General features: G+C 67.4%; 19 protein-coding genes. 10 read left to right on the forward strand and 9 right to left on the reverse strand.

Annotation, left to right across the window (positions count from 1 at the left end; translation table 11 throughout):
* The first annotated feature begins 88 nt into the window (after window positions 1-88).
* Both ACWPXE_RS01915 and ACWPXE_RS01920 read left to right on the forward strand, forming a co-directional pair.
* Window positions 89-745, forward strand: coding sequence for a class I SAM-dependent methyltransferase (locus ACWPXE_RS01915; protein WP_454017890.1), 657 nt, complete (start codon window positions 89-91; stop codon window positions 743-745).
* Window positions 746-1,093: 348 nt separating this feature from the next.
* A complete protein-coding gene (locus ACWPXE_RS01920) occupies window positions 1,094-2,233 on the forward strand; it encodes a polysaccharide deacetylase family protein (protein WP_454016463.1) in 1,140 nt (379 codons plus the stop codon).
* Window positions 2,234-2,315: 82 nt separating this feature from the next.
* Here the strand turns inward: ACWPXE_RS01920 and ACWPXE_RS01925 are convergent, their stop codons facing one another.
* Entirely contained in the window at window positions 2,316-2,783 is a 468-nt protein-coding gene (locus tag ACWPXE_RS01925) for a MucR family transcriptional regulator (RefSeq protein ID WP_014242569.1), read from the reverse strand.
* 178 nt (window positions 2,784-2,961) lie between these two features.
* A complete protein-coding gene (locus ACWPXE_RS01930; protein WP_454016464.1) occupies window positions 2,962-4,284 on the reverse strand; it encodes a GH1 family beta-glucosidase in 1,323 nt (440 codons plus the stop codon).
* Between the two features lie 134 nt (window positions 4,285-4,418).
* On the opposite strand from ACWPXE_RS01930, the gene ACWPXE_RS01935 reads away from it, so the two are divergent.
* Window positions 4,419-5,798 (forward strand): GH1 family beta-glucosidase, encoded by a 1,380-nt coding sequence (locus ACWPXE_RS01935; RefSeq protein WP_454016465.1) that lies wholly within the window; start codon window positions 4,419-4,421, stop codon window positions 5,796-5,798.
* A gap of 4 nt (window positions 5,799-5,802) precedes the next feature.
* Here the strand turns inward: ACWPXE_RS01935 and ACWPXE_RS01940 are convergent, their stop codons facing one another.
* The gene (locus ACWPXE_RS01940) at window positions 5,803-7,575 is read right to left on the reverse strand and encodes a radical SAM protein (RefSeq protein WP_454016466.1); all 1,773 of its coding nucleotides are present in this window, start codon (window positions 7,573-7,575) and stop codon (window positions 5,803-5,805) included.
* A gap of 172 nt (window positions 7,576-7,747) precedes the next feature.
* Between ACWPXE_RS01940 and ACWPXE_RS01945 the strand changes: the two genes are divergently transcribed.
* Window positions 7,748-9,883: a tetratricopeptide repeat protein gene (locus ACWPXE_RS01945; protein ID WP_454016467.1), complete on the forward strand. Its 2,136-nt coding sequence runs from the start codon at window positions 7,748-7,750 to the stop codon at window positions 9,881-9,883.
* A gap of 23 nt (window positions 9,884-9,906) precedes the next feature.
* Here the strand turns inward: ACWPXE_RS01945 and ACWPXE_RS01950 are convergent, their stop codons facing one another.
* From ACWPXE_RS01950 to ACWPXE_RS01970, 5 genes are all read right to left on the reverse strand, one after another.
* Window positions 9,907-11,706, reverse strand: a complete 1,800-nt coding sequence (locus tag ACWPXE_RS01950) for an ABC transporter ATP-binding protein/permease (protein ID WP_454016468.1) — start codon at window positions 11,704-11,706, stop codon at window positions 9,907-9,909.
* Window positions 11,707-11,826: 120 nt separating this feature from the next.
* Window positions 11,827-13,371, reverse strand: a complete 1,545-nt coding sequence (locus ACWPXE_RS01955; RefSeq protein WP_454016469.1) for a DUF6212 domain-containing protein — start codon at window positions 13,369-13,371, stop codon at window positions 11,827-11,829.
* A gap of 16 nt (window positions 13,372-13,387) precedes the next feature.
* Window positions 13,388-15,457, reverse strand: a complete 2,070-nt coding sequence (locus ACWPXE_RS01960; protein ID WP_454016470.1) for a glycosyltransferase — start codon at window positions 15,455-15,457, stop codon at window positions 13,388-13,390.
* Between the two features lie 209 nt (window positions 15,458-15,666).
* Window positions 15,667-16,413, reverse strand: a complete 747-nt coding sequence (locus ACWPXE_RS01965) for a hypothetical protein (protein WP_454016471.1) — start codon at window positions 16,411-16,413, stop codon at window positions 15,667-15,669.
* Window positions 16,414-16,610: 197 nt separating this feature from the next.
* On the reverse strand, window positions 16,611-17,945 hold the full coding sequence (locus ACWPXE_RS01970) for a GH1 family beta-glucosidase (protein WP_454016472.1): 1,335 nt from the start codon (window positions 17,943-17,945) through the stop codon (window positions 16,611-16,613).
* Between the two features lie 198 nt (window positions 17,946-18,143).
* On the opposite strand from ACWPXE_RS01970, the gene ACWPXE_RS01975 reads away from it, so the two are divergent.
* Window positions 18,144-19,439, forward strand: coding sequence for a family 4 glycosyl hydrolase (locus tag ACWPXE_RS01975; protein WP_454016473.1), 1,296 nt, complete (start codon window positions 18,144-18,146; stop codon window positions 19,437-19,439).
* Between the two features lie 22 nt (window positions 19,440-19,461).
* On the opposite strand, the gene ACWPXE_RS01980 is transcribed toward ACWPXE_RS01975, so the two are convergent.
* Window positions 19,462-19,986 (reverse strand): DUF2934 domain-containing protein, encoded by a 525-nt coding sequence (locus ACWPXE_RS01980; RefSeq protein WP_454016474.1) that lies wholly within the window; start codon window positions 19,984-19,986, stop codon window positions 19,462-19,464.
* Window positions 19,987-20,375: 389 nt separating this feature from the next.
* On the opposite strand from ACWPXE_RS01980, the gene ACWPXE_RS01985 reads away from it, so the two are divergent.
* The 5 genes from ACWPXE_RS01985 to ACWPXE_RS02005 all read left to right on the forward strand — a co-directional run bounded on the left by ACWPXE_RS01985 (window position 20,376) and on the right by ACWPXE_RS02005 (window position 25,237).
* Window positions 20,376-20,723, forward strand: coding sequence for a hypothetical protein (locus tag ACWPXE_RS01985; RefSeq protein ID WP_014242552.1), 348 nt, complete (start codon window positions 20,376-20,378; stop codon window positions 20,721-20,723).
* Window positions 20,724-20,974: 251 nt separating this feature from the next.
* Window positions 20,975-22,126 (forward strand): acetylornithine deacetylase, encoded by a 1,152-nt coding sequence (gene argE, locus ACWPXE_RS01990; RefSeq protein WP_454016475.1) that lies wholly within the window; start codon window positions 20,975-20,977, stop codon window positions 22,124-22,126.
* 240 nt (window positions 22,127-22,366) lie between these two features.
* A complete protein-coding gene (locus ACWPXE_RS01995) occupies window positions 22,367-23,008 on the forward strand; it encodes a chemotaxis protein CheC (RefSeq protein WP_014242550.1) in 642 nt (213 codons plus the stop codon).
* Window positions 22,989-24,842 carry a PAS domain S-box protein gene (locus ACWPXE_RS02000; protein ID WP_454016476.1) on the forward strand — a complete coding sequence of 618 codons (1,854 nt, stop codon included), beginning with the start codon at window positions 22,989-22,991 and terminating at the stop codon, window positions 24,840-24,842. Before ACWPXE_RS01995 ends, ACWPXE_RS02000 begins: the two co-directional genes overlap by 20 nt.
* Window positions 24,839-25,237: a response regulator gene (locus ACWPXE_RS02005; RefSeq protein WP_454016477.1), complete on the forward strand. Its 399-nt coding sequence runs from the start codon at window positions 24,839-24,841 to the stop codon at window positions 25,235-25,237. The genes ACWPXE_RS02000 and ACWPXE_RS02005 overlap by 4 nt, the downstream gene beginning before the upstream one ends.
* Window positions 25,238-25,488 lie beyond the last annotated feature (251 nt).

Below are 25,488 nucleotides of genomic sequence, written 5' to 3' on the forward strand. Positions count from 1 at the left end.
ACAGCTTTCGGAATCGCCAAGGCTCCCCACATGTGAACGGACGCCCACAAGGAGCGGGCGGCCAGAGTGGGGAGCGGATTCCTTGACCGTGCAGTCGATCTTCATGCCCGATGCCATCTACCGGTACATGCTCGACGCTTCCCTGCGCGAGACCGCCATCCAGGCGAAGCTGCGCGCCGAAACGGCCAAACTGACCGAGGCCCACTATCAGATCGCGCCGGAGGAGGGCCAGCTTCTGGCTTTCCTGGTCGAATTGATCGGCGCACGCCGGACCTTGGATATCGGCACGTTCACCGGATACAGCGCGCTGACGGTGGCGCAGGCTTTGCCGGACGATGGGCGCATCATCAGTTTCGACATCAACGAGCAGTGGACCTCCCAAGCCCGCGCGATCTGGTCCGAGGCCGGAGTCGCGGACAAGATCGACCTGCGCATCGGGCCGGCGCTCGACGGTCTGGACAAGCTCATCGCAGATGGAGGCGGCGAGTCGTTCGATTTCGCCTTCATCGACGCCGACAAGGAAAACTACGATGCCTATTTCGAGCGTTGCCTCACCCTCGTGAGGCGCGGTGGCCTGATCGTGGTGGACAACACTTTGTGGCGCGGACGAGTCGCCGATCCCAGCGATCGCAAGCATAAGACCGAGGCCATCCGCGCCTTCAATGCGGCCCGTCTGGAAGATGAGAGGACGGCCCTGTGCATGCTGCCCGTGGGTGACGGCGTGACCCTCCTTCGGCGTCGCTGAGGAGAGATACGCAAGGTCGCCCCATTAGAGCGGAGAGCAGAAGCACGAATCCGGTGTTTGGAGTTTTTTTTGAGGCTTTTAGTTGAACGAGCGCATAAATTCCATAAGGAGCATTATGGAAAATATGCCAGGGAAATCCGTGACAACGACCTCTTGGCGCCGATCCTTATGGAGACGTGATAAATTTTGCTCTATCTCATAAGAGGTATCGCCCACACCTGATCTCACTGCGGCGATGTTGATGGTCGATCGCACATGATTTCAGGTTCGGGCCTCTCCACCTCCCACATGTTCGGCCCCGCCATGGCGCGGAGGCGGTCCCGTTTTCGGCTTTTGGCCGCGGGCCTGATGGCATCCGCGCTCTGCGGCGCGGTCGCGATGCCGGCCCAAGCGGCGGACCCGTCGCATCTGGCAACCGTCACCACGGTGCGGAAGGACGCGGATGGGAAGCCGTCGGCCAAGATGCTGCAATTCGGCGTTTACCGGACAGAGGCCGACGCATGGGTTGCCTGGAAGGCGGTTGTCCGGCGCCAACCCGACATGGTCGCCGACCTCGTTCCCCGAGTCTTCCTGCAGAAGCCTGAGGTTCCCGACTCCGGTTTCGTCCTGCGGGCCGCTCCCCTGCCTGATCTCGATCCAAACTTCGTCTGCCGCCGAATCGTCGGCGGTGGTGGCAGCTGCCTCGTGGTGGATGCCGCCGTTGAGCAACCGGCAACGGCGGCGCCTGCCACCGTTGAGGACAACGACCACAACGGTGTCGTGACCTACAGCCCGGACCAGAGCCGGGAAATGCAGGAGATCGAGCGGCAAGCCGCCCGCCTGTCACGAATAGCCGCCATCGTCCCCGGCAACGACGCGCGGGTGGACATCGGAGCGCTGAAGGCCAGCCGTTGGAACCTCTGCTCCCTGACCTTCGACGATGGACCGCACCCGGCGGTGACCCCGCGCATCCTCGACATCCTGCGCGTCGAGGGGGTGCGGGCAACCTTCTTCCCCATTGGCAACGTCGCGGTCCGCCACCCGCGGATCATTCAGCGAATCGTCCAGGAAGGCCACGAGGTTGGCAATCACAGCCTGACCCACCCGAACATGCGCACCCTGACCACCGAGGCCCAGCGCGCGCAGATTGCGGAAACGAACCGCATCCTGGCCGCCGCTGGCGCCGACCCGGTGCTGTTCCGCCCGCCCGCCGGACGCTGGAACAACGACACGCTGACGGCCGTCGATCAGGAGAAAATGAGCCCGGCGCTGTGGAACGTCGACACGCGCGACTGGTTCACCCGCGACGCCGGCAAGATCATGGCCCAGCTTGAAGCCACCGGCACCATCGGCAGCGTCGTCCTGATGCACACCACCTACAACGCGACGGCGGAGGCGCTTCCCCGGGCCATCGGCCTTCTGCGCACCCGCGGTTGCCGTTTCGTCACCCTGTCGGAATGGATCACCAGCCTGAACAGCCTGGCTACGCCGCGGATCGCGCAACGCTGAAGCCGCTGCGGGCAAAACCGGCGGTCATGCCCGCTGCCCCCTTCCCAAGCGCGGGAAAGGGGCAATTCGGGGCATGGAGCGATCAGGCGACGTTCTTGGCGCGGCCACGGCGGGCCGGCTTGACCGGCGCGGCGGCCTTCTTGCCGAGACCAATCGACTTCGCGAAGGCGGAACGCTGTTCCGCGTAGTTCGGGGCGGTCATCGGATAATCCGCGGGCAGGCCCCACTTCCGGCGGTATTCGTCGGGCGTCATTCCATAAGCCGTGCGCAAATAGCGCTTCAGCATCTTCAGTTTCTTGCCGTCCTCAAGGCAAACGATGTAGTCCGGCATCACCGACTTCTTTACCGGCACGGCAGGACGCAGCTCAACCGCTTCCGGTTCGGCCGGACGACCGGTGCCCGACAGACTTTGATGGACGATCCGGATGAGGTTCGGAAGATCATTCACCGCGATCTGGTTCGAGCGGACATAAGACGCAACGATCTTACCCGTCATGGCAACCAGATCGGTGGCCGAATTCTCAGAACCGTCGGTGTCGCTGCTTTGCATGTCAGTTTCCTTCGAGAACGAATGATCCAAGACGGAGGATGGGCAAAGTGATGCGCAAAGCGCAAGCCTGTGCATCAGGTTTAACATGCAAATGTGTAATGTGTTTCATGCAGGACACGCGGACGGGCCTGCCAGTCGAATGGAAATAGTAGGCTTCGATGATAAAATCGCCGCCCGCTCAGGTGGCGGAACGCGTGCGCTTTATCAGGTCGGCGTACCAACGGGCAGAGGCTTTCGGCGTGCGTTTCTGCGATTCGAAGTCGACGTGGACGATGCCGAAACGGTTGCCGTAACCGCTTCCCCACTCGAAATTATCCAGAAGCGACCAGACGAAGTAACCGCGCACATCCGCTCCGCCGCGAATCGCTTCATGCATTGAGGCGTTATAGAGCTGCAGATAATTGATTCGGTGCTGATCGACGATGACGCCCGATTCGTCCGGCGAATCGCTGCCGCCACAACCGTTTTCCGTAATGACGATGGGCATACGGTAGCGGCGGGTGATCTCCAGCAGCTCATCGCGGAAGGCGTCGGGGAAAACCGCCCATCCGACACCGTGCGTCGGCGAATCGGGCGGGGCGTCACCCCAGCCATAGCCCCAGGTGGTGTCCGGGTTCACGCGGGCGAAAATCGGGCCGTAATGGTTCAGGCCGAACCAGTCCATGGGCCGGCAGATCCGCGCCATGTCGCCGGCCTTCACGTAAGGCTCGATGGCGCGCGCGACGCGCGGGGGGTAATGGCCGAGAAGCTGGGGGTCGCAGAAGGTCAGGTTCCAATGCTCGTCCAGCAGGGCGGCGGCCTCCGCGTTCTCCGGCTTGCCGCCTTCCGGCAGCACCCGCTGGCGGTTGTGCACCGCGCCGATGGAAGCACCGGGCACCAGGACCCGGATCGCGTCGACCCCGGCCCCATGGGCAAGGTTCACGTGATGGATGGCCCGCAGATGCTGGTCCCGGTCGGTGATGCCGGGAGCCGCCCAGGGAATGGCGTAGCCGAACAGGGTGAAGACGGAGAACTCGTTGAAGGTGATCCAGCGCGTCACCCGGTCGCCGTAACGCCGCGCCAGCAGAGTCGTGTAATCGGCGTACCAGCCGGCGCTGTCCCGGTTGGCCCAGCCGCCGCGGTCCTGCAGCGCCTGTGGCAGATCCCAATGATAGACGCACAGCCAGGGCTCAATCCCGGCCTCCAGCACCGTGTCGATCAGGCGGTCGTAAAAGTCCAGCCCGGCCTCGTTGGCCATCCCGCGTCCCCGCGGCAGCACCCTGGGCCACGCCACGGAGAAGCGGTAGGCATCCACCCCCAGCCCGCGCATCAGCGCCACATCTTCGGCGTAGCGGTGGTAGTGGTCGCAGGCGACGTCGCCGGTGTCGCCGTTCACCACCCCGCCCGCCGTGCGGCAGCGCGTGTCCCAGATGCTGGGTCCGCGCCCATCCTCCGCCGCGGCGCCCTCGATCTGATAGGCGGAGGTGGAGACGCCCCAAACAAAATCCTTCAGGTCCGCCATCGTCGTCTCCCATCCGCCCCGATCGCCATACCCATACTACCTTTGGCGGAATGGTCAAGAAACAGGCATAATGACGAGCAAACGGTTCGACGGAGCGATCTTCCTTGGAACATAAGGCTGTGGAACGGCGAGCGATGCCCCTTCTCACCTCCGATTTTCCTGAAGGATTCCTCTGGGGAACCTCGACCTCGGCCTTTCAAGTCGAAGGGGCCGCGGCGGAGGACGGTCGGGCACCCAGCATCTGGGACAGCTTCTGCCGGTTGAAGGGCCGGGTGGACAACGGCGACACCGGCGACGTCGCCTGCGACCATTACCACCGCTACGCCGAGGATGTGGCGCTGATGCGGGACATCGGGGTCGGCGCCTACCGATTCTCGATCTCCTGGCCGCGCGTCCTGCCGCGCGGGCGCGGGGTGGTCAACGAGGCCGGGCTGGACTTCTACGATCGGCTGATCGACCGCCTTCTGGAGGCGGGGATCGAGCCCTGGGCCTGCCTCTACCATTGGGACCTGCCACAGGCGTTGCAGGACCGCGGCGGCTGGGCGAACCGCGACAGCGCCGGCTGGTACGCCGACTACGCCGTCCTCTGCGCCCGCCGCTTCGGCGACCGGGTGACGCGCTGGGCGACCTTCAATGAGTTCTCCGTCTTCACCCTGTTCGGCTACGCGCTCGGCTGGGGCGCCCCCAGCGTGTCCGACCGCGGGGAGCATCTGAAGGTCATCCACCACACCAACCTTGCCCATGGGGCCGGCGTGGACGTGCTGCGGGCTCTGGTGCCGGGCGCCTCCATCGGGGCGGTGCACAGTTTCCAGCCCTGCCGCCCCGCCGACCCGGCGCCCGATAACGTCGAGGCGGCGGCCCTGTTCGACGAGCTGTGGAATCTGTGCTTCCCCGACGCCCAGATACTGGGCCGCTACCCGCCGCGCATCGCCCGCGCCATCGAGCCCTATGTCCAGGCGGGCGACATGGCGCGGATCTGCCGGCCGGTGGACTGGTTCGGCATGAACCACTACGCCCCCCTCTTCGCCCAGGCCGAGCCGGGTGCCGTCTGGGGATGCGGGTTCGGTGCCCCACCGGAGGGCATGCCGCGCACCGACATCGGCTGGCCGCTCCAGCCCAGCGCCTTCCACGAGGCCTTGATGCACGCCGCAGCGCGCTACCGCCTGCCGATCTACGTGACGGAGAACGGCTACGGCACCAAGGCGCCGGAGTCCCCGGACGCGCAGGGGATCGTGATGGACCGGGAGCGGCTGGACTATCTGCAGACCTGCATCGGCGAGATGGCAAGGGCGGTGACGGACGGGGCCGACGTGCGCGGCTACTTCGTGTGGTCTCTGCTCGACAACTTCGAATGGGGGGGCGGCTACGGCACGCGGTTCGGCATCGTCCATGTGGACTTCGAGACGCAGGCGCGGACGCCGAAGGAATCCGCCAAATGGTACTCCGCGCTGATTGGCGGGCCGCTGGGTGGACACGGAACGCAGGCACGGGGCAACGGACCGACGCGGCTTTGACCGGCTACCTGAGCGCCATGTCGGGGATGGGCTGGTCCGCCGGGCGTTCGTGGATTTCCTCCCCTGTGTAGACCGGGCATTTCCGGCACACGCCGGGCAAAGCCGCCTCGTCACCGGCCATCATGGCCAGCCTCACCGCACGGTAGCGCTCGCCGTTCCATATCTTTTCCAGGCTGCCCTGCCTCAGGTTGCCCATCACCTCGATGCCGGAAATGTCGTAGCAGCACAGCGTCACGTCGCCGTTGGGCCGGATCACCGTTTCCGTGAACGGCGCACCGCAAAAACCACGGCGCCGACCCGGATTGACCTCAACCGCCAGCGTCGCTTCCTCTTCCGTCTGCGTCCAGCCCGGCCACTTGTACGCGTAGTTCGTGGCGATCGACAGGCCGGGAAAATCCTGGATCAGAAAGGCCGGAGTCGCAGCGGTCGGAGGATCCCCCGGGCGGCGCATGATGTTGTTGGAGATGTCCAGCTGCACGCCGACGGGTTCCAGGTACCGGCGCATCAGATTCAGGTTCCGGCGCACCGTGGGATAGTGGGACCCCCGGCGGATGGCATCGTTCTCCTCCGGCGAGCGGCCGTCGATCGAGACGATGATCCGCGCCACGCCGCTGTCCGCCAGTTCGCGGCAACGCTCTTCGGTCACCAGCATGGCGTTGGTGACGAAATGGATCTGATCGATCGACGTCTCGTCCCTCAAACGCCGAATCATCCTTTCCAGTTGGGGATTCATCAGCGGTTCCCCGCCCAGATACATGACGCAACTGACCAGCGCTTCGATTCCCTTGAGATCCTGCAGGATTCGCTCGAACAACTCCGGCTTCAGCAAGCGGCGTTCGGTGCTGTGGTACGCCACGCCGGTGGTGCAGTGCCGGCACCGCAGGTTGCATGCGCTGGAGGTCTCGATCCGGACCCTCATCGGCAGCATCGCCGCTCCATGGCTCCCCTGCCCGCTCCAGCCGTTCAGGGTGACGGCAGCGGCTCGCCGGTAGTCATCGACGTCGATGCAGCGGAGCACCAGCCGGTGCAGGGCCAGCTTGGCCCCCAGCCTCACGGTGGCGTCGGTGGAGCGGGCCAGGGCGTGCAGGAGAACGCCGGCCTCCTCGATTCGGCCGACCGCCGACAAGGCCAGGCCGTGCTCATAGGCAACAGGCTCCTGCCGAGGATCCAGCCGGCGGGCGCGACCATGCGTCCGTTCGGCGGCGACGGCGTTCCCCAGACCCGTCTCGGCACGACCAAGCGCCGTCAGCATCGTGGGTTGATGGGGTTCCAGAACGACCGCAGCCCGAGCCTGGAGCGCCGCACCCGCGGGATCTCCGATGCGGTTGAGCACCCCTGCCAGATTGAGACGGCTGTTCGCCGCCAGCGGCTGCTGAACGACCGCCATGCGGTAGGCCACCGCGGCCTCCAGCGGCCGCTCCGCCTGAATCAAGGCATTGCCATGATTGAAGTGGCATTCGGGAAAGACCGGCCGAAGCACCGCCGCGCGGCGGTAGGAGTCGAGCGCCTTCCCGAGATCGCCGGTTTGCCGGAACGCACCGCCGAGCACGTGCAGCGCCTCCGCCGAGCCGGGATTGGCCGCAACCGCGCAGGACAGGCGCGCACAGGCCGCCCCGGCGGCACCCGACTGCAAGGCGACCAGCCCCCACAGACGCAACGTGTCCGCATGGTCCGGCACGGCGTCGAGCACGGCACGGTACGCCGCATCCGCTTCCGGCAGGCGCCCTTGCTGATGCAGAGCCACCGCCTGCCGGAAGCTCAAGGAAAGATCCTGCATGACCGCTGCCTCTCGCTCCCGCGCCTTGACCTTGGACCACCGCGGCTCAAGGAAACCCTGTCACAACGGGAAAGGCAATCCTGCGAAATCACCTTTTGGCGTGATTGTTGAGCGCGAAGGCCGCCCCGGGGTAGAAAAGCCAGTCAGCCCCTTCAAATCAGGGACGTTCCCCATGAACGCGCCAATCCCTTCCGAGACGCTTCTGGCGAACGCCGTGGCCCTGCACCGGACCGGCAGGCTCGTCGAGGCCGAGCCGCTTTACCGGACGCTCCTGGAGCGGCAGCCCGGTCATCCCGACGTGCTGCATCTTCTCGGGGTGCTGCGAAGCCAAGCCGGCGACCCCGCGGAAGGGGTGTCCCTGATCACCGACGCCATCGCCCGCCGCAGCAACGTCGCCGCCTATCACTCCAACCTCGCGCTCGCCCTGAAGGCCCTCGGACGCTTTGATGACGCGGAAGCGGCCCTGAGGAGCGGCTTCGCCCTGGCTCCGGGGGCTGGACCGCTGATTGCGCTCGGAGGCTTGTGGCGGGCCGGCGGGCGCCACGCCGAGGCCTTGGCCGCCTACCGCACCGCCCAGATCATCGATCCGGGTGACGGCGCCGCCCAAGAGGGGATCGCCCACACGACCGCCGAACTGGACGCGGCCGGGTGCGCGACGGACGAGCCCAAGCCGTCCGACACCACCCTGATGGCCTACCGCCGGGCCTTCCGGCTCCGCCCGGCGGCTCCCTTCGCGGCCTTCAATCTGGCCTTGACCCTCCAGAGAGCGGGCGACTCCGGGGCTGCCATTCCCACGTTCCAAGCGGCGGCAGCGCTCGATCCATCGGCACCGGCGGTGCTGTCCGGACTGGGACTGGCCCTGTTGTCGGCGCGACAGGCGGACCGGGCCAGCGCCCTGCTCACGCGGGTGGTCCGGTTGCGTCCCGACGACGCGCAGGACCGATTTCACTTGGCCGAGGCGGCGCAGGCGGCGGGCGATGCCGACCGGGCCGCAGCGGCCTACAGGGACTCGGCGGCCCTGCAGCCCACAAACCATACGGCTTGGGAAAACGCAGCCCTTCTCGATGCAAGCGGAGACAATGGCTCCGCTCTCGCCGCCCATGCCCGCGGGATGATGGCCGCGGCGCGGGCGGAGCATCTGTTCTGGAAGGCCCCCGTCTACATCGCCATGCATGTGGCGAACGATCGGATCGGAGCGGGGCGACCGGACGCCGCGAAGCGGGCGCTCGACCACTTCCGCCACGCGGCGGCGACCGAAAACCGGGAGTTGCTGCCCTGGATCGACTTCCTGCGCGGTTCGCTGCTCCTGCGGATGCCGGGGAGCGAGGAGGCGGGCCGGGCAATGCTGAAGGCGCTGGTCCCCGCCCTGCCCTTCCTGCGCCACGTCACCTTCGGCGACGAATTCGATGCCCTCTGCCGGTCGGTGCCGCTGGCGGAGCTTGCGGACTACCGGGCCGGCTTCCAATCGGAACCGGCCGCCGACGGCGCGGGACCTCTCCTGTTCGCTGCCTGCGACGACCGTTACCTGAAGCTGTTCGCGGCCCCCCTTCTGCTGACGGTGGATGCCTTCTGCGGCGAAGGGCAACGGATGCACATCCACGTCGCGGACCCCGGCCCCGACATCGCGGAGGTGGTCGCCGGGCTGCGGGCGTTGCTGCGGCGCTGCCGCCTGACCGTCAGCATGGAACGGACGCCGCCGGATCTCGATCCGATCAGCCGGCGCACCCTCTACACCTGCCTGCGGCTGATGAGGGCACCGGACGTGCTGGACCTCCATGGGCGCCCACCGCTGGTGATGATCGACATCGACGCCCTGCTGCCGATCGACCCGCGGCGCCTCGTCGAGGCCATGGCGCCGGATGAGGAGGCGATGCTCATCCATCGGCCGGACAGCCTGGACTATCTCTACAACACCATCAGCAACGGGCTGATCGTGCTGCGCCCAAACGAATCCACGCGGGAGATTTTGGAGCGCACGGCCACCGCCCTTCTGCATTGGATGCGACAGCGCAACATGGCGTATTTCCTCGATCAGATCGCGCTGATCCAGGGATTCGCGGATGTGGAGCGCCGGCACGGCCCGGTCGGAATTCTGCCCATCGAAGAGTTGAGCCGCCGCCTCGGCGTCTCCGACGTCTTCCTGCCCTTCTTCGACGAGAAGCACCGCGCCGGCTTCACGGACCAACTGTCCGCGCTGACGACGCGCATCCATGAGGAAACCTTGACCGACAACCGCTCCGAGGAGGAGCGCCGCGCGGCCTTGACCGGTCTGGTGCGCCGGCTGCAAGCCGCTGTGCTCTCCCGGTAGCGGGCCCGGTAGCGAGGCGCCCCCTACTCCGCGACCGCCGCGATCCTCCGGTCCCCGTGGGGCTCCTCGCGCATGCGCACCGTGTCATCGCATCGCTCCAGCACCAGCTTGCGGCGGTGGTGCGCTTCCAGGCCGGGATGGCTGCCGATGGTGATCAGGGTGGCGGCGGGGAACTCACTGTCGATCAGGCGCAGCATCGCCTCCTCGGTCCGCGGATCGAGGCTGTCGGTGGCGTCCTCCAGGAAGATCCAGTCCGGACGGCGGATCAGCAGGCGGGCGAAGCCCAGCAATTGCTGCTCCGACACCGCCAGAACCTCGTCCCAGCTGTCGGACTCGTCCAGCCGGGCCCGGAGGTGCCCGAGGCCGACCCGATCCAGCGCCGCCGCCGCAGCGGCATCGCCGACCGTTTCCGCCCCCAGGGGGTAGCTGAGGGCGGCGCGCAGCGTGTCGTGCGGCAGATAGGGACGTTCGGCCATGAAGAACACGCGGGTGAGCGCGGGCAGGACGATGCCTCCCCCGCCCCAGGGCCAGACCCGCGCCACCGCCCGGAACAGCCTGACCGCCGCCGCCGCGTCGCCGACGATCAGCACGCGCTCGCCGGGGTGGATCTCCAGATCGAAGGGTTCCACCACGCGCCGCCCGTCCGGCTCGGCAATGGACAGCCCGCGGAAGCTCAGGCAATGCTCGCCATCGCTGCGCTCCACGGTGATGCGCTCCGTTCCCTGCCCGTCGATCTCGCGGTCCAGGCGCTGGAGCGCCTCGTGCAGGCCCAGCACACGCTCCACCGACGCCTTCCATTCCGCCGCGCGGGCAAGGTTGTCGATGGGCCAGGACAGGGCGCCCACCGTCTGCTGGAAAGCCTGCGCCGTCTGCATCAGCACGCCGAGCGAAATGGCCCCGGCGATGTAGCTGGGCGAAGCGACCAGGATCGGGAATACGGCGGACAGCACCGAATAGGCGGCGCTGAAGACCATCATGTTGGACAGGGCGTGCGTCTGGCCGTTCCAGCCCCGCTGCACCCCGCCGAACAGCACGGCCAACCGGTCGCGTTCACCCGACTCCCCATGCAGGAGCGCCACGTCCTGCGCGTTCTCGCGCACGCGGGCAAGGCCGAAGCGGAAGGAGGCCTCGTGCCCCTGCCGGCGGTTCACCGCCCTCACCAGCGGCTTTCCCATCAACAGGGCGATGCTCGTCCCGACGGCCGCGTAGACCAGCGCGATGTAGAGCAGATAACCCGGCACATGGACGGTGCTTCCGGCCAGCGTCACCTCCGGCGAACCGGACAGCCGCCACAGGATGTTGGTGAAGCTGATCAGCAAAAGCGCGCAATAGGACAGCGACAGAGCGAGATCGATCGCCGCCTCCGTGGCAATGCGGATGTCCTCGGCGATGCGCCCGTCTGGGTTGTCGTGGTCGCCGGGCAGGTAGGTCACCTGATGCTGCCGGCCGCGCGTCAGCCAATCGCCCAGCAGCTTCTGCGTCAGCCATGTCCGCCAACCCAGCTGCAGTCGGCGCTTCACCCGTAGATGCAGGATGGTGTTGACGATGTTGAACAGGATGATCCCGCCCGCCGCCGCGATCATCAGCACGAAGCGGTCCATGGAGCGCTGCTCCAGCGCGTCGAACAGATGCTGGCTCCACAAGTTCAGCAGGATGGGAACCACCACCTGCCCGACCGTCAGAAGCCCCAGCGCCCCGGCGAGGAGCCACACCGTCCAGTTCCGCCCAGCCGAGCGGGAGCCACCCGACCAGAAGCCACCGGCAAGATGAAGGAAACGGCGGGTGAAGCCGGACCGGTCCGGCGTCCTGGACGCGATCGACATGGCCCTTCCACCCCCTGGGCTTGAAGCAAGACCTCCTTTACCCTAACGAACAGTTTATTACCAACAGCTTGCCCCGCAGTGCACCAAAGGATTGGTGCACTGCCACAAGGTCATAGCCGGTCACGGCGTGGCGGCAACCCCGTCCATCACCGGCAGCGCGGGCGGGGTGGCCCAGGCGGTGCGGGAATCGATCTCCACTTCGAAATCGGAAAAGATGGTGCGTCCGTACAGGCCGTGGCCGCGGTCCGGAATGTCGGTGAAAAGATGGAGCGCCACCGGCCCCGACCAGGGCGCCGCCAGTGCCGCCGACAGGTCGAGCGGACGGCGCGGCTCCTCCAGCACCGCCCAGCCGCTGGAGGCTAGGATGCCCTCCTCCCGTTCCGCCTCGTCCACCGTCAGCGACGGCGGTGCCACCACCAGTTTGCAGGCGATGGGGGAGCGGCAGCGCGGATCGTCGATCACCGCCCGCACCCGCACCGCCACGGCGCCCGGAACCTCGTCCAGCGGGATGTGGGCCGCCGTGACGACGCCATGGAGCGGGTGGAGCAGGACGCGCCCGCCGCGCAGCAGGCCGAACCAGGGGAAGGTCGCCTCGAACTCGCGGCCCTTGCGCAGTTGCGCCAGCACCGGCTGAGTCAGCGGCCAGACCATACGGTCCGGCGCGGGATGCGGCGCCAGATGCGCCGCCGCGCCATACTCCAGCCCCGGCAGCCCGCCCCACAGCCGCAGCGCCAGCATGGCCGGCAGCCCGACGGCGCGGGCCGGTGGCGCGACGGCGTATTCGTCGAGCAGACCGGCCTGGGCCAACGACAGGCGCGGCGCCTCCGTCACCACCCCGATGGCGCCGATCCGCAGGTCGAGAAGCCGATCCATCCGGGTGGAGGCGGCGGGCAGGCGCAGCGACAGCCAGCCGGACCGCAGATCACCGAAGGACAGCCTCCATTCCGCAAGGGTCTCGCCGGTCTCCGCCCCGGCCAGGGCAACGGCAAGCGCCCCGCTTCCCTTCGGCGCTTGGTCGAGATGCAGGTCAAGTCCCACCAGCCCCCGCGCACCCGCCGGCAGGCGCTGCACGATTTCAGCCGCTCCCGCGGTGTTCCGGCCATGGCGCAGCGGCACCGGCAGCGCTCCCACCGGGCGCGGCGAGGCGAAGACCAGCCGCGGCGGGCTGAGGCGCAGGGCATCCAGAAGTTCCACCGCCTCGGGCGGCAGGCGGGCGGAACGGCCCCACTCCTCCCGGAGGGTGGACAAGGTCTGCTGAAGGCCGGCGTTGCGGCGGTGCAGCCCGTCGATTTCTCCGAAAGCCTGCCCCAGCAGGCCACGCAGCAGTGCGGACGCATCGCCCGTCATCTGCGGTGGCGCGCTGTCCGGCCCGCCGGCCTCCTCCCACCAGCCGAGCAGCCGCTCGGCGTCCCGCCGCGCCGCCTCGTCGACCGACCACAGCGCCCGGACGGCGGCGGGCGGGATCGCCAGCGCGCGCAACGCCTCGCCCTCCTCCGGCTCGGTGTCCCCGGACAGCAGCAGATAGCCGCCGTCGTGACGGACCAGCCGCAGCAGGCGAAAGGGCACGGTGCCCGCTTCCAAACTGGTGTCGGTGCCGACGGCGATGATTTTCGGCGTGCCGTCGTAGAGGGAGGCGAACTGGGCCGCAGGGGCGGAGAGCTTCATGACGATGACACCCTTCTCAGGCGGCCACGGGGGTTTCGGAAAGACACGAGGACAAAGGCGCGCAGGCGGTCCAGTCGGGATCGGTGTCCGGCTCCGCCGCATCCTCCCAGCGCCGCAGCTTGTCCGGTGGGAATCCCAGCGCTTGGCAGAGGCGGAAGGTCCGGGCGTCGAGGGGCACGACGGTCTGGTAGGCGTGCTCGAAGGCGGCGCAGCCGTTGACCGCGTCGGCCAGGGACGGCGCGTCCGGGAGGGTGGACGCCCCCAGAAGCGCCCAGCCCGTCACGCCGAGCGCGCGCAGCCGGCCCATCAGCGGGTGCGCCGCGCCGTGCCGCACGGTCACGACCAGATCGAAGACGGCCAACGTGCCGACCGCCATATCCTCCTCCACCGCATCCCAGGGACGCAGCGGCGTGCCCAGATAGGCGTCGCGGTGGGTCAGCGGACGTTCCGGCAGCACCAGCGGCGACGGGTGAGGGATGACCGACGCGAACGCCTCGACCAATACCGCGGCCAGGGCCAGGTCCCCGCTCCCCAGCGCCACCAGATGCGCGTCATAGCCCTTCCCGGCCAGCCAGCGGGCCATGCGGGCGGCGGTCTCCAGCGCCCCCGCGTCGGCGGGATCGGCCACCAGCGCAGCCAAGCGCCGGTGTCCCGCGGGGGGAAGCAGCGGAAGCACCGAGGGCAGCCGGTGCACCGTCTGGTAGACATCCTCCGGCGTGGCGACCCCGGCGCGGTAGCGGTCGATGGGTGCCGCCGCCCAGCCGCCGTTGGACGGCCGTGACCACGCTGCGGCCATCGCCTCGTGCAGCGCGGACAGGGCGGCATCGGCGCCGGCCGGCGGTTGCACCGCGCCGGGCAGCGCCAGGGTGAGGCTCAGCCGGGCCTCGGCGCAGGGCTTCCAAGGCTCCCGTTCCAGCAAGGGAATGCCCGCCGGTTGGCGCCGCACGAGGTCGAGCAGGGCCGCGGTCGGCAGCATCGCCATCGCCGCCCCGCCGCCCGGCAGGGGAAACGGCACATCCGCCTGCAACCCCACAGGCACCCCGGACCAGGACAGTTCGCAGCCGTTTTCCGCCGCCCGCGCCGTTACCTTGGCGCGCACCAGGGTCGCCTGGGCTGTCGCACGCTCCAAGACCCACAGGGCGCCATGCAGCAGGCTATGGCGCGCCAGCAACTCGTAAAGACCGGAGTCCATCACCGCCAGCAGGCCGGGGCACTCCCCATAGCCGGGCCGCTCCGGCGCGCGCAGGGCGCGGCGCACGAAGTCGGCGAGCGGCACGTCCTCTTCGCCCAGCGCAGGGTCGGTGACGCAGCGGACGATGGCGCGGTCGGGCAGGTAAACGGCGTAGCGCCGGCCGACGGCGGCCTCCGCCCGCAGCACGGCCCGGACCGCGAACAGCGAGGGGTGGCGCTTCTGGATGTGAGTCAGGATGGGGCGGTAATCGCGCTCCGATTCGGTCAGCATGCTCTCGCCGCGGCGGCGGTAGCCGAAGCCGGTGCCCGGCACATGCACGCCGTGGAAGCCGCGCTCCAACCCTTGCAGCCAGAACTCCCAGTCCTCGCTGCCCTGGCGCATCGCCTCGTCGAAGCGGGCGCCGCTGTCCAGCAGGCGGCGCGACGCCATGCTGCCGGCCTCGCTGACGTTGCGGAACAGATGCTCCAGCGGCGAATAGCCGCCGGACATGTCGCAGAACTCGAAGAAGCCGAACTTGTCGACGTCCGGATAGGCCCAGCCGACCTTAGGTCCCGCCGCCCGCAGCGCGTCCAGCATGCGTTGCAGCAGATGGGGCCGGATGCGGTTGTCGGAGTCGAGGAAATAGACCGCCTCGAGCGCCGGAAAGGCGTCCAGCGCAAAGTCGATTCCGCTGTTGCGCGCCGCGCTCAGCCCGGCGTTGCGCTTGTGCAGGTAATAGAGCCGCCCCGGATGGGCCGCCGCGAATTCCAGGCAGACCCGCCCAGTCTCCGGGAAGGGGCAGCCGTCGTCGACCACGACCACGGCGTAGGCGAAGTCCGTGTCCTGGGCGAGCGCAGTGGACAGCGCCTCGACCAGCAGGCCCGAATGCTTGTAGGTCGGCACGACGACGGCCACACGGACGTTTTCGGCGTCACCGGACCCTGAAGCGATGTGAGTTCCAACGGAATGCATGGGCGGACGCCGTAATGACACGACGCCGTCGATAGCACCGCTTCCGCTTGGCTCCGATGTGACAATTCAGAGACACTGACGATCAGGCGGCCGATCACTCCATAGGCGCTCTTTGCAAAACTTTGAAAGACCAATCACGAAAACCTAAAAGTCTACTTAATTGGAGATCCTATCGTAATTTCCTTCTTACCTTCTTCAGCCACATATTTTTGGGCGAACCCCTTGGCAAGCGTCGAGAGCACCTTGTCGAAAGAGCCGGATTGGAATCCCAGATCCGCAAACTTTTGCCCAGCCGCCTGTTCCTTGGACGTCGCAAAGAAGCGCTCGTCGCCTCCTTTCAGCGTGTAGGCGGTCATCGGTTTACCGATCCCCGCCAACTGGTCATACGTGTTCTGCAGCGCCCTCATCTCTTCGCCCAATTGAGCCGTCGCAGCCATCCGGTCCTCCATGCTCATGCCCGACGCGAACATGGCCGCGCGCCGGGTTTCCGTCTCGGAGAACATGCGCTGCGTGATGGATTGCATTTTCTGCTGCCGCGCCTCGCCTTCAGGGGTGCGCCCAGCCTCGGCGTCCTCCCTGGCGGATTGCCAGAACGCCTTCTTGCGCTCCGACTTCAGGGCGAACGACAGCGCGTCATTGAGTTCGTCCGCCGACATCGCCCCGCTGGAGACGAGTTTGCCCAGGGAGGTCCGATCCTCCGCCGCGAGATTCGTGAACAGGTCGAGCGCGTCACCCTTGAGCGCCGACGCCAGATCGCTGAGATCAACCTTGTCACTCTTGGAGGCGGCGGCCGGTGCCGTCCCGTCCGTGGCGCCGCTCTTCGCAGCGGTGGGTTTCGCCTGCACGGAGGCCGCAGCGGTGGCCTGGAACAAGGATGCCGAAACGTCGGAAATTCCCATGGCTTCCTCCGATGATCCTGAACGCATGGCGTGTGATACCGGATCATCTGAAGCCAATATTGTGAAGAGTAAATTAACAAGAAACTCTTATATTTCTAATGATTAGATCTCAAAGCATCAATGATCAAAAATCTTCGTTCTCCGCAAGAAGAACAGGCTGACGGAGCATCGCTCCGCGCAGCCTGCCCTCCTGTTCTTCACGCGAGATCAAGCCGCCCGCTCTTTGCCACCGCGCTCAGAAAGCGGTAGCTGTCCTTGGGCGTGCGGACCAGCGTGTCATAGTCGACGCGAACGATGCCGAACCGCTTCGACAGGCCGAAGGCCCATTCGAAATTGTCCAGCAGGCTCCAGCACAGATAGCCCTTCACGTTGCAGCCATCGGCTAGGGCGCGGCCGACCGACGCCACATGGTCGCGCAGGAAATCCACGCGCTCCGCGTCGTGTACCTGCCCGTCCGGCGTCACCACGTCGTCATAGGCCGCACCATTCTCCGCGACGAAGACGGCGGGGTTGCCGTAGTCGCGCTTAAACTCCATCAGGAGGTCGTACATCCCGTCGGGCTGGACCGGCCAAGCCATGGCGGTCCAGCGGTCGCAATGGGCGTCGCCCCACCACACGTCGAACGGATGGCCCGTCTCGTGCTTCATGGTCATGCGCGAGTAGTAGTTGATGCCCAGCAGGTCGATGGGGAAGCGGATCGCCTCCTCATCACCGGGCAGCACGAAGTCCTTCATCCGCTCGGCCATCAGATCGGGGATCTTGCCGCGCATCACGCCGTCCAGGGCCACCCGGTTCCACACCGCGTCCCAGCGGGCCGCCGCCGCGATGTCCTCCGGCCGGTCGCTCTCAGCCCGGCAGGGCTGGAGGTTGATGACGGTGCCGAGCGTCAGGCCGGAATGTTCCGCCGATATGGCGCGGAGCGCCGCACCTTGCGCCAGATTCTGGTGGTGCAGCGCGCGCAGGATGCCGACCTCACCCAGCTTATGGCCGGGCGCGTGCTCCCCGGTGCCGTAGCCGTGGGTGGCCACCACGTTCGGCTCGTTCAGCATCATCCAGTCCTTCACCCGGTCGGCAAGCCGGGCGGCGACGATGCGGGCGTAGTCGGCGAAGGGGCCGACGACCTCCCGGCCCTGCCAGCCACCGCGGTCTTCCAGCGGCTGCGGCAGGTCCCAATGGTACAGGCAGGCCATCGGCCGGATGCCGGCGGCCAACAGCCCGTCCACGAGCCGGTCGTAGAAGTCGAGCCCCGCCGTGTTCACCGCCCCCGCCCCACTCGGCAGGATGCGTGGCCAAGCGATGGAGAAGCGGTAGGCGTTGAATCCCGCGTCCTTCAGCAGGGCGATGTCCTCCGCCCAGCGGTGGTAATGGTCGCAGGCGACAGCGGCACTGCTGCCATCCTGGATGCGCCCGGCGTCGGTGAAGGTGTCCCACACGCAGGGGCCGCGCCTGTCCTCGTGAATCGCCCCCTCGATCTGATAGGCCGCGGTGGACGCCCCCCACAGGAAGTCCTTGGGAAAAGTGATGAGTGCCATGATGGGGACTCCCTTGAAGTGATTATGTTGCAGACGCACTGTTGCGAGCGCGAAGGTCATGTTGCGCGAGCGAAGAGGCGACCACACTTATTCTGACCATCAGGTATAGTCTCTTCGTCTTAACGAGTGTATGCTTCACCCAAAGCGGCTGCCCTGACAAATCAGCACAGCAGCATTCCCGCCGGCGGGAGGCATTCCATGGCTGTTTCCACTCCCAAAACCACTAAGATCGTCTTCCTGGGCGCCGGCAGCGCGGCCTTCGGGCTGAGCATGTACCGCGACCTCTTCACCACGACGGAGCTGGCGGGCAGCACCCTGACTCTGGTCGACACGAACCCGGCGGCGCTCGACCGCATGACCGCGCTCGCCCGCCTGCTGAACGCCAAGGGCGCCGCCGGCCTGATCATCGAACAGACCACCGACCGCCGCGCTGCCCTGCAAGGCGCGGAATTCGTCGTCAACTCCGTCGCCATCGACCGCAACCGCCTGTGGAAGCTCGATTTCGAGGTGCCGAAGAAGCATGGCATCCGCCATACGCTGGGCGAGAACGGCGGACCCGGCGGCCTGTTCTTCACGCTGCGCACCCTGCCCCTGATCTTCGACTTCGCCCGCGACATCGAGGAGCTGTGCCCGGACGCCCAGTTCATCAACCTGTCGAATCCGGAAAGCCGCGTCGTCCTCGGCCTCGGTAAATACACCAAGGTCAAGACGCTGGGGCTGTGCCACGGCATCTTCCTGGCGCGCTGGTTCATCTGCCAGATCCTCGGCATGGCCGAAAAGGACGTGGAGGTCTGGGGCGCTGGGTTGAACCACTTCCAATGGCTGATGCACATCCGCGACAAGGCGAGCGGGCGCGACCTCTACCCGCTGCTGCGCGAGCGGGAGAAGACCCACGACCCGGCCTTCACACCGCTGACCCGCCGCCTGTTCAACAGCTTCGGCCTGTGGCCGACCTGCAGCGACGATCATATGGGCGAATACCTCCCCTACGGCTGGGAAGGCGGGGAGCATGGATTCGACTTCGCCGAGGACGAGCGCGGGCGCGGCATCCTCAACGCGCTGATGGACGGGACCATCGCCGGGACGACGCCGGTGCCCGACGACTGGACGCAGCCATCCTGGGGCGAGCGGGCGGTGCAGGTCATCGCCGGGGTGCTGCACAACCAGAAGCGCTTCATTGAGTCGGGGATCGTCTACAACCAGGGCGCCATCCCCAACCTGCCGCCCGATCTGGCGGTCGAGGTGCCGCTGCTGGCCGACGCGGCGGGCGTTCACCCGGTCTCGCTCGGCCCCCTCCCCGACCCGATTGCCAAACTGCTGCACGTCCAGGCGGGCGTGCAGCAACTCTCCGTCGAGGCCGCGGTCCACGCCTCGAAGGACTTGGCGCTCCAGGCCCTCCTGATCGACCCGGTGGTGACTTCCACCGACGCTGCCGTGAAGATCCTGGACGAGCTTTGGGAGGCGAACCGGCCCTACATCCGTCCCTGTGTGTAGGAACGCGCAGGGCCGGTGCGGGTCAATGGGCCGGTTCGGTGTCCGGCGCGGCCGGCTTGCGGCGTCCGCGCGGAGCGACCGGCTTCACCGCTTCTGCCTTCACGGCTTCCCCTTTCACGGCCTTGGCGCGGGGCGGCTTCGCCACCTTCGGGGCCGCCGGAACCGGAACCGCGACCGGGGTTTCGGCCTGGGTTTCGGCTGGGGATTCGTTTGCGGCAGTCGGCTCGGCCTTGGTCTTGCGGGCGCGCGGCGTCTTGGGCGCGACGGCCTCCTCGACCACATCGACCACGGCGTTCAGGCCGACGCCCAGCAGTTCGGTCGCCGCCGTCTTGGTCCGGCGGACCGCCTTCTTCACGACGCCCGCGGCGGCGTCCTTGACGGCCGCGACCATGGCGACCGGCTCCGCCGTGGCGGCCGTCCGGTCCTCGGTTTCGATCTCGGCGCAGGCCTGCGCCCAATGCTCTTCCCCCCGTCCCTCCGGTCGCCCGGCGCGCTCCCAGATCTCATAGGCGCGGTGGCGGATGCGGTCCTCACGATCGCCTTGCATTCTTCCGTCTCCAAGTGGGCTTTGGTCCAAGTGGGCTTGGCCGCAGAAACATCGACGCTCGAGGAAAACGGCGTCCTGCGCCCGTGGGTTCCCGTTTTAGTGCCCGGTTTATGTGACGATAAACGTACACAAAGAAAGCGTGCCTTAGTTCATAGGAAATTCATAGGCCCATTGCTTGTCCAACCTCGACAGAGGGCGGACGGTGATAGACCATGCGTTGGTTGCGCCCCCGTGCCGGCCCCGCGCCGGCGCCGGTCCGGCTTGCGGTCCGCATAGAACCCTTCGCCGGGTTGAACCGGGCCGGCCGGCCCAATTAACTTTGGGTGAAACGTCTTGGCAGGGGGCCGTTTGCGGCCCAGAGCCGTCACGGAAGGCAAAGAGTTCTGCGCATGTCCCTTGATCCCTTGCTTCAAGCCAACCGTATCCTGACCGAAGCCATCAGCAACTACCTCCAATCCTCGAACGAGCTTGCCGCGGCGGCGGAGCGTGCGACGGCAGCCAGCGCCGGACGCGACGCGACCACCCGGCGGCTGGCCTTCCAGGAATTGTCGGAGCGTGGGAACCAGGCGCGCTTCGCCAAGAAGCACCTGACCGACACGGTGCGCCGCCTGCGCTCCACCCTGCCGCCGGCCCAGATCGAGGCGGTGGCGGCGAAGCTCGACGGGCGCGAGAGCGCCGAGAGCGCGCTGACGCTGGTGCGCACGATCCTGACCGAGAAGGTCTGGTCGGCGGCCTGACGGCCCCTTCCCTTTCTGCCCTGCCCCTTTCGCCCTGCGGCGCTCCGGCCCGAGCGGTTCCGCTTTGCGGCCGGTTGGACGGCACCCCGCGTGCGGGAGGACCGTTCAACCGGTGTTGGTCGTTGGCCGCTATGCCCACATAATCCGGACGACTCATTTGACATCGTAGGATGCAGGGGCCAGTGTCTGACTGCTAAAGATTATCACAAGCGTGGGATCGGCGCCGCCGTCCCGCAGAATGGATCGTAAGGGTGCAAGACGGTTCCAAGGCGATGATCGCCCGCCTGGTCGGTTTCGACACGGTTTCGCGCCGTTCCAACATGGCGCTGATCGACTGGGTTCGGGACTATCTCGCCGGGTACGGCGTCGAGAGCCGGCTGGTGCCCAGCCCGGACGGCGCCAAGGCGAACTTGTTCGCGACCATCGGTCCGATGACCGAAGGCGGCGTGGTGCTGTCGGCGCACACGGACGTCGTCCCGGTGGACGGACAACCCTGGGACACCGATCCCTTCACCCTGGTCGAACGCGACGGGCGCCTCTATGGACGCGGCACCGCCGACATGAAGAGCTTCCCCGCGGTGGCGCTGGCCATGCTGCCGGACATCCTGGAGGCCGGGCTGAAGCGGCCGCTGCATCTGGCGTTGTCCTACGACGAGGAGGTCGGCTGCATCGGCGCCCCGGCCATGATCGCCCGCATCGCCGATGAGTTGCCGCGCCCCAGCGCCGTTATCGTCGGCGAGCCGACCTCGATGGGGGTCGTTCTGGCCCACAAGGGTTGCTACGTGCTGCGCACCACGGTCACCGGGCACGAGGTCCATTCGTCCCAGATCGACCGCGGGGTCAGCGCGGTGATGACCGCGGCGCGGCTCGTCAATCTCGTGGGCGACATGGCGGCGGAGAACGCCGCCGCCGCGGACCCCTCCTGCGGCTTCGACCCGCCCTTCACCACGCTGCAGGTCGGCACCATCGAAGGCGGCACGGCGGCCAACATCACCGCACGCCACTGTTCCTTCGTCTGGGACATCCGTCCGCTGCCCGGCGACGACTGGACGCGCTACCGCGACCGCTTCGAGGTGGAATGCGAGCGGTTGCGCGCCGCCATGCGGCAAATCAGCCCGGACTGCGACATCCGCACCGAGCAGGTCGCCGGCGTGCCAGGGCTGGCGCCGGAGCCGGACGGGCCGGCAGCCCAGCTCTGCCACGCCCTGACAGGACGCAACGACACCGGCATGGTCTCCTTCGCGGCGGAGGCCGGGCAGTTTCAGGAGGCCGGCCTGTCCACTGTGCTCTGCGGCCCTGGCTCCATCGATCAGGCGCATCAGCCCAACGAGTACATCGACGTCGCCCAGGTGACAGCCTGCGAAGGCTTCCTCCGGGATCTCGTCCGCCGGCTTGCGGCCTGACCCGCAACAGGGTGCGGCGGAGCGTCGCGCCGGATCATAATACAGACGGCCTTTTTATTCGGACCGCGATCAATGGAAGGAACCGATTGTTGGATCGACGGCGCCTTGTTGCTGAATTGCCTAGAGCACTCCCAATTTGGCCTATGCCGTCGACGGGGGAGACTTTGACGGCATTCCTGTCGCACTGTGCCCGGGGGCGCCGGTGCACCGGCGTGTCCATGGAAACGGGAGCGTCGGTGCATGGTTGATCTGAGCGACCTCGAGCGCGACGCGCTGACCGAGCTGGTGAACATGGGCGTCGGCCGTGCCGCGACCAACCTCAGCCGCATGGTCGCCGATCAGGTCCTGCTGTCGGTTCCCTCCATCGAGATCGTCAGCCGCAACGACGCCGCCGGCCTCCTGGCCGCGCGCGAGAAAATGAGCCTCGTCGCGGTCGAGCAGCGTTTCGACGGGTCCTTTTCCGGCCGCGCCCTGTTGATCTTCCCCGAGACCAACAGCCTGGAACTGGCCCGCGCCGTCCTTGGCAGCGAGCTGAGCCTGGAGGAGATCGTCGATCTGGAGCAGGACGCGCTTGCGGAGATCGGCAACATCATCCTCAATGGCTGTCTGGTCGTGATGGCCAACACGTTGAAGGACAATCTGGACATCTCGCTGCCCAGCGTGTTGCGCGGCGACAGCGACCGCATTTTCCAAAGCAACGGGCCCAACCCCGACGAACTGGTGATGTTCCTCTACATCGACTTCCTGATCCGCAGCCGGAGCATTCGCGGCTACATCGCGTTGCTCATGGGACTGTCGTCTCTGGAGTCGCTGAAGGGACTGATCCATGGATTCATCGACCGCATCGCCTCCGGAACGCCCGATGGAACCGACCGAGTTTAAGCGCATGCCCTGGCTGGACGGCCTTCTCGACGCGATGGACGCCGGCATCGTCGTGCTGGACCGCCATGGCCGCGTGCAGTTCTGGAACCGCTGGATGGAAAGGGCGTCGGGCACCCCCGAACCCGACATGCACGGGCGGGAGCTGGTGGAAGCCCTGCCGTCCCTGCGCGACACGCGGCTGCACAACGCGGTGCGCGACGTGCTGGAAACCGGGGCGCCCAGCGTCCTGTCCCACACGCTGAACCCGGTGCTGTTCCCGCTGCGCTGCGCCGACGGGCGACGGATGGTCCACAATGTGCTGATCCGTCCCTTCTCCGTCGCCAACGCCTCCTACTGCCTGATCCAGGTGAGCGACGTCACCGCCGTGGTCAACCGGGAGCGGGTTCTGCGCGAGCAGCGCGACGCGCGCTACCGTGCCATCGTGGACACCGCCCCCGACGCCATCGTCACCACCGACACGCGCGGCGTCGTGCAATGGGCCAACGGCGCCGCAGCCCTGCAGTTCGGCTTTCCGCCCAATGAACTGATCGGCCAGCATGTCAGCCTGTTCCTCGCCGAAGGCTCCCCCGACTGGTCCGGCCTGCTGGAGCGCGACCCGGCCGGACGCCCTGCACCCGTGGAACTGATCGGGCGCAAGCGCGACGGGACCCGCATCGACCTGGAGGTCTCGCTGGCCCGCTGGGAATCGGAAGGGCGGAGCTTCATCACCGGCGTCCTGCGCGACATCACCGAGCGCCGCCGCACCCGCGAGGAGCTGAAGGCCAACGCGCTCGCCATGCGCCAGCTCGCCGAGCAGACCAAGGCCACGCTCGACGCGCTGCCGGCGCACATCGCCGTTCTCGACCATGGCGGGCACATCATCTCGGTCAACAAGGCCTGGGCGGGAAGCGGGCCGCAGGCCGGTTTCCTCGGCGACGGCTCGGCCATCGGCGACGACTATCTGGAAGCCTGTGCCGCCACCCGCAGCGGGGCGGAGCATGCCGACGCACTGATCGAGGGGCTGCGCAGCCTGCTGCGCGGCGGGGCGCCGGTCTCCATCGAATATCCGGGTCTGTCCGATGCCGGGCCGCGCTGGTACCGCTGCCTCGCCGCGCCGATGGCCGCCGGTCCCTTCGGCGGGGCGGTGCTGATGCACATCGACGTCACCGAGATCAAGTCGATGGAAGCGGCGCTGCGCAAGCTGGTCGGGCAGAAGTCCACGCTGCTGCGTGAAGTGAACCACCGGGTGAAGAACAGCCTTCAGCTCGTGTCCAGCCTGCTGACGCTCCAGACCATGAGTCTGCCGGGGGCCGCCGAGCGGGTTCATTTCCAGGACGCCCGCAGCCGCATCGATGCCATCGCGCGGGTGCACAGCCGGCTCTACCAGACCGAACAGTTCCAGACCATCGAGTTCGGCAGCTATCTGAACGAGCTGTGCGCCGATCTGTCCCGCGCGTCGGGCGGCGACACGCTGGGCTCCATCGAGGTGCGGGCCGAGCGCGTCGACCTGCCCATCGATCAGGCGGCACCGCTGGGGCTGATCGCCAACGAACTGATCACCAACGCCATCAAGCACCGCGGGTCCACGCCCGCCAACGTCCTGGTGTCGCTTGACCGGGCCGGCGACCTGCTGGCTCTGACCGTGACCGACCAAGGACCCGGCCTTCCCGCCGGGTTCGACATGCGCCGGTCGCGCAGCCTCGGCATGCGCTTGATCACCAGCCTCACCGGTCAGGTCGGTGCAACGGTCACGCTGATGCCGGTCGAACGGGGAACCTCCTTCCGCATCGCGCTGACCATGCCGGAAACGCGCGGCCCCATCCTGGAAGACAGCGCGGCGGAGTGGAACGGATGAAGATTCTTCTCGTCGAGGACGAGGTCCTCATCGCCATGGAGCAGAGCTTCTACCTGGAATCCGCCGGGCACGAGGTGCACGGGCCGGCCTCCACCAGCGAAAAGGCGCTGGTCCTGGCGCAGGAGGTGAAGCCGGATCTGGCGCTGGTGGACATCCATCTCGCCCAGGGCTCCAGCGGCATCGACGCGGCCCGCCGGATGACCGCTCTGGGCATCCCCTGCCTATTCGTCACCTCCTACCGCGAGGAAGTGGAGCCGACGCGCGAGTATGGGGTGGGCTGCCTGCCCAAGCCCTTCTCGCAAACCTCGCTGGTCTCCGCGGTCGAGGCGGTCAGCGCCATCCTGGCCGGGCGGACGCCTGCCAAGATTCCCGACACGATGGAGCTGTTCTCCTAAGCGCCGTCCGCCACCGGCGCGGGAGCCGGTGGCGGCTTGCGGCGGCCTTCCTGAAGGCAAAAGCGGCCCACGCGCTATCGCTTGGCCAGCACGGGCATCACCCAGCCCTTCAGGAAGGCGTCCTCCGGCGGCACCGCGATCGGCCTCCCCGCCGCCACCAGCACCTGAAGCAACGCGGTGTGCAGCCCGGCGCAGGCACCGAGGTCCAGCCGGGGATCCTCCACTGCGCCCAGCCATTCGGCCAGCGGGAT

The organism is Azospirillum sp. Marseille-Q6669, assembly GCF_965111635.1.

Excerpts from the sequence above, each read along its gene's own strand:
- ACWPXE_RS01920 (WP_454016463.1), top strand. The coding sequence starts at position 1,094 with ATGGCATCCGCGCTCTGCGGCGCGGTCGCGATGCCGGCCCAAGCGGCG.
- ACWPXE_RS01925 (WP_014242569.1), bottom strand. The coding sequence starts at position 2,783 with ATGCAAAGCAGCGACACCGACGGTTCTGAGAATTCGGCCACCGATCTG.
- ACWPXE_RS01930 (WP_454016464.1), bottom strand. The coding sequence starts at position 4,284 with ATGGCGGACCTGAAGGATTTTGTTTGGGGCGTCTCCACCTCCGCCTAT.
- ACWPXE_RS01935 (WP_454016465.1), top strand. The coding sequence starts at position 4,419 with ATGCCCCTTCTCACCTCCGATTTTCCTGAAGGATTCCTCTGGGGAACC.
- ACWPXE_RS01940 (WP_454016466.1), bottom strand. The coding sequence starts at position 7,575 with ATGCAGGATCTTTCCTTGAGCTTCCGGCAGGCGGTGGCTCTGCATCAG.
- ACWPXE_RS01945 (WP_454016467.1), top strand. The coding sequence starts at position 7,748 with ATGAACGCGCCAATCCCTTCCGAGACGCTTCTGGCGAACGCCGTGGCC.
- ACWPXE_RS01950 (WP_454016468.1), bottom strand. The coding sequence starts at position 11,706 with ATGTCGATCGCGTCCAGGACGCCGGACCGGTCCGGCTTCACCCGCCGT.
- ACWPXE_RS01955 (WP_454016469.1), bottom strand. The coding sequence starts at position 13,371 with ATGAAGCTCTCCGCCCCTGCGGCCCAGTTCGCCTCCCTCTACGACGGC.
- ACWPXE_RS01965 (WP_454016471.1), bottom strand. The coding sequence starts at position 16,413 with ATGGGAATTTCCGACGTTTCGGCATCCTTGTTCCAGGCCACCGCTGCG.
- ACWPXE_RS01970 (WP_454016472.1), bottom strand. The coding sequence starts at position 17,945 with ATGGCACTCATCACTTTTCCCAAGGACTTCCTGTGGGGGGCGTCCACC.
- ACWPXE_RS01975 (WP_454016473.1), top strand. The coding sequence starts at position 18,144 with ATGGCTGTTTCCACTCCCAAAACCACTAAGATCGTCTTCCTGGGCGCC.
- ACWPXE_RS01980 (WP_454016474.1), bottom strand. The coding sequence starts at position 19,986 with ATGCAAGGCGATCGTGAGGACCGCATCCGCCACCGCGCCTATGAGATC.
- ACWPXE_RS01985 (WP_014242552.1), top strand. The coding sequence starts at position 20,376 with ATGTCCCTTGATCCCTTGCTTCAAGCCAACCGTATCCTGACCGAAGCC.
- ACWPXE_RS01995 (WP_014242550.1), top strand. The coding sequence starts at position 22,367 with ATGGTTGATCTGAGCGACCTCGAGCGCGACGCGCTGACCGAGCTGGTG.
- ACWPXE_RS02000 (WP_454016476.1), top strand. The coding sequence starts at position 22,989 with ATGGAACCGACCGAGTTTAAGCGCATGCCCTGGCTGGACGGCCTTCTC.
- ACWPXE_RS02005 (WP_454016477.1), top strand. The coding sequence starts at position 24,839 with ATGAAGATTCTTCTCGTCGAGGACGAGGTCCTCATCGCCATGGAGCAG.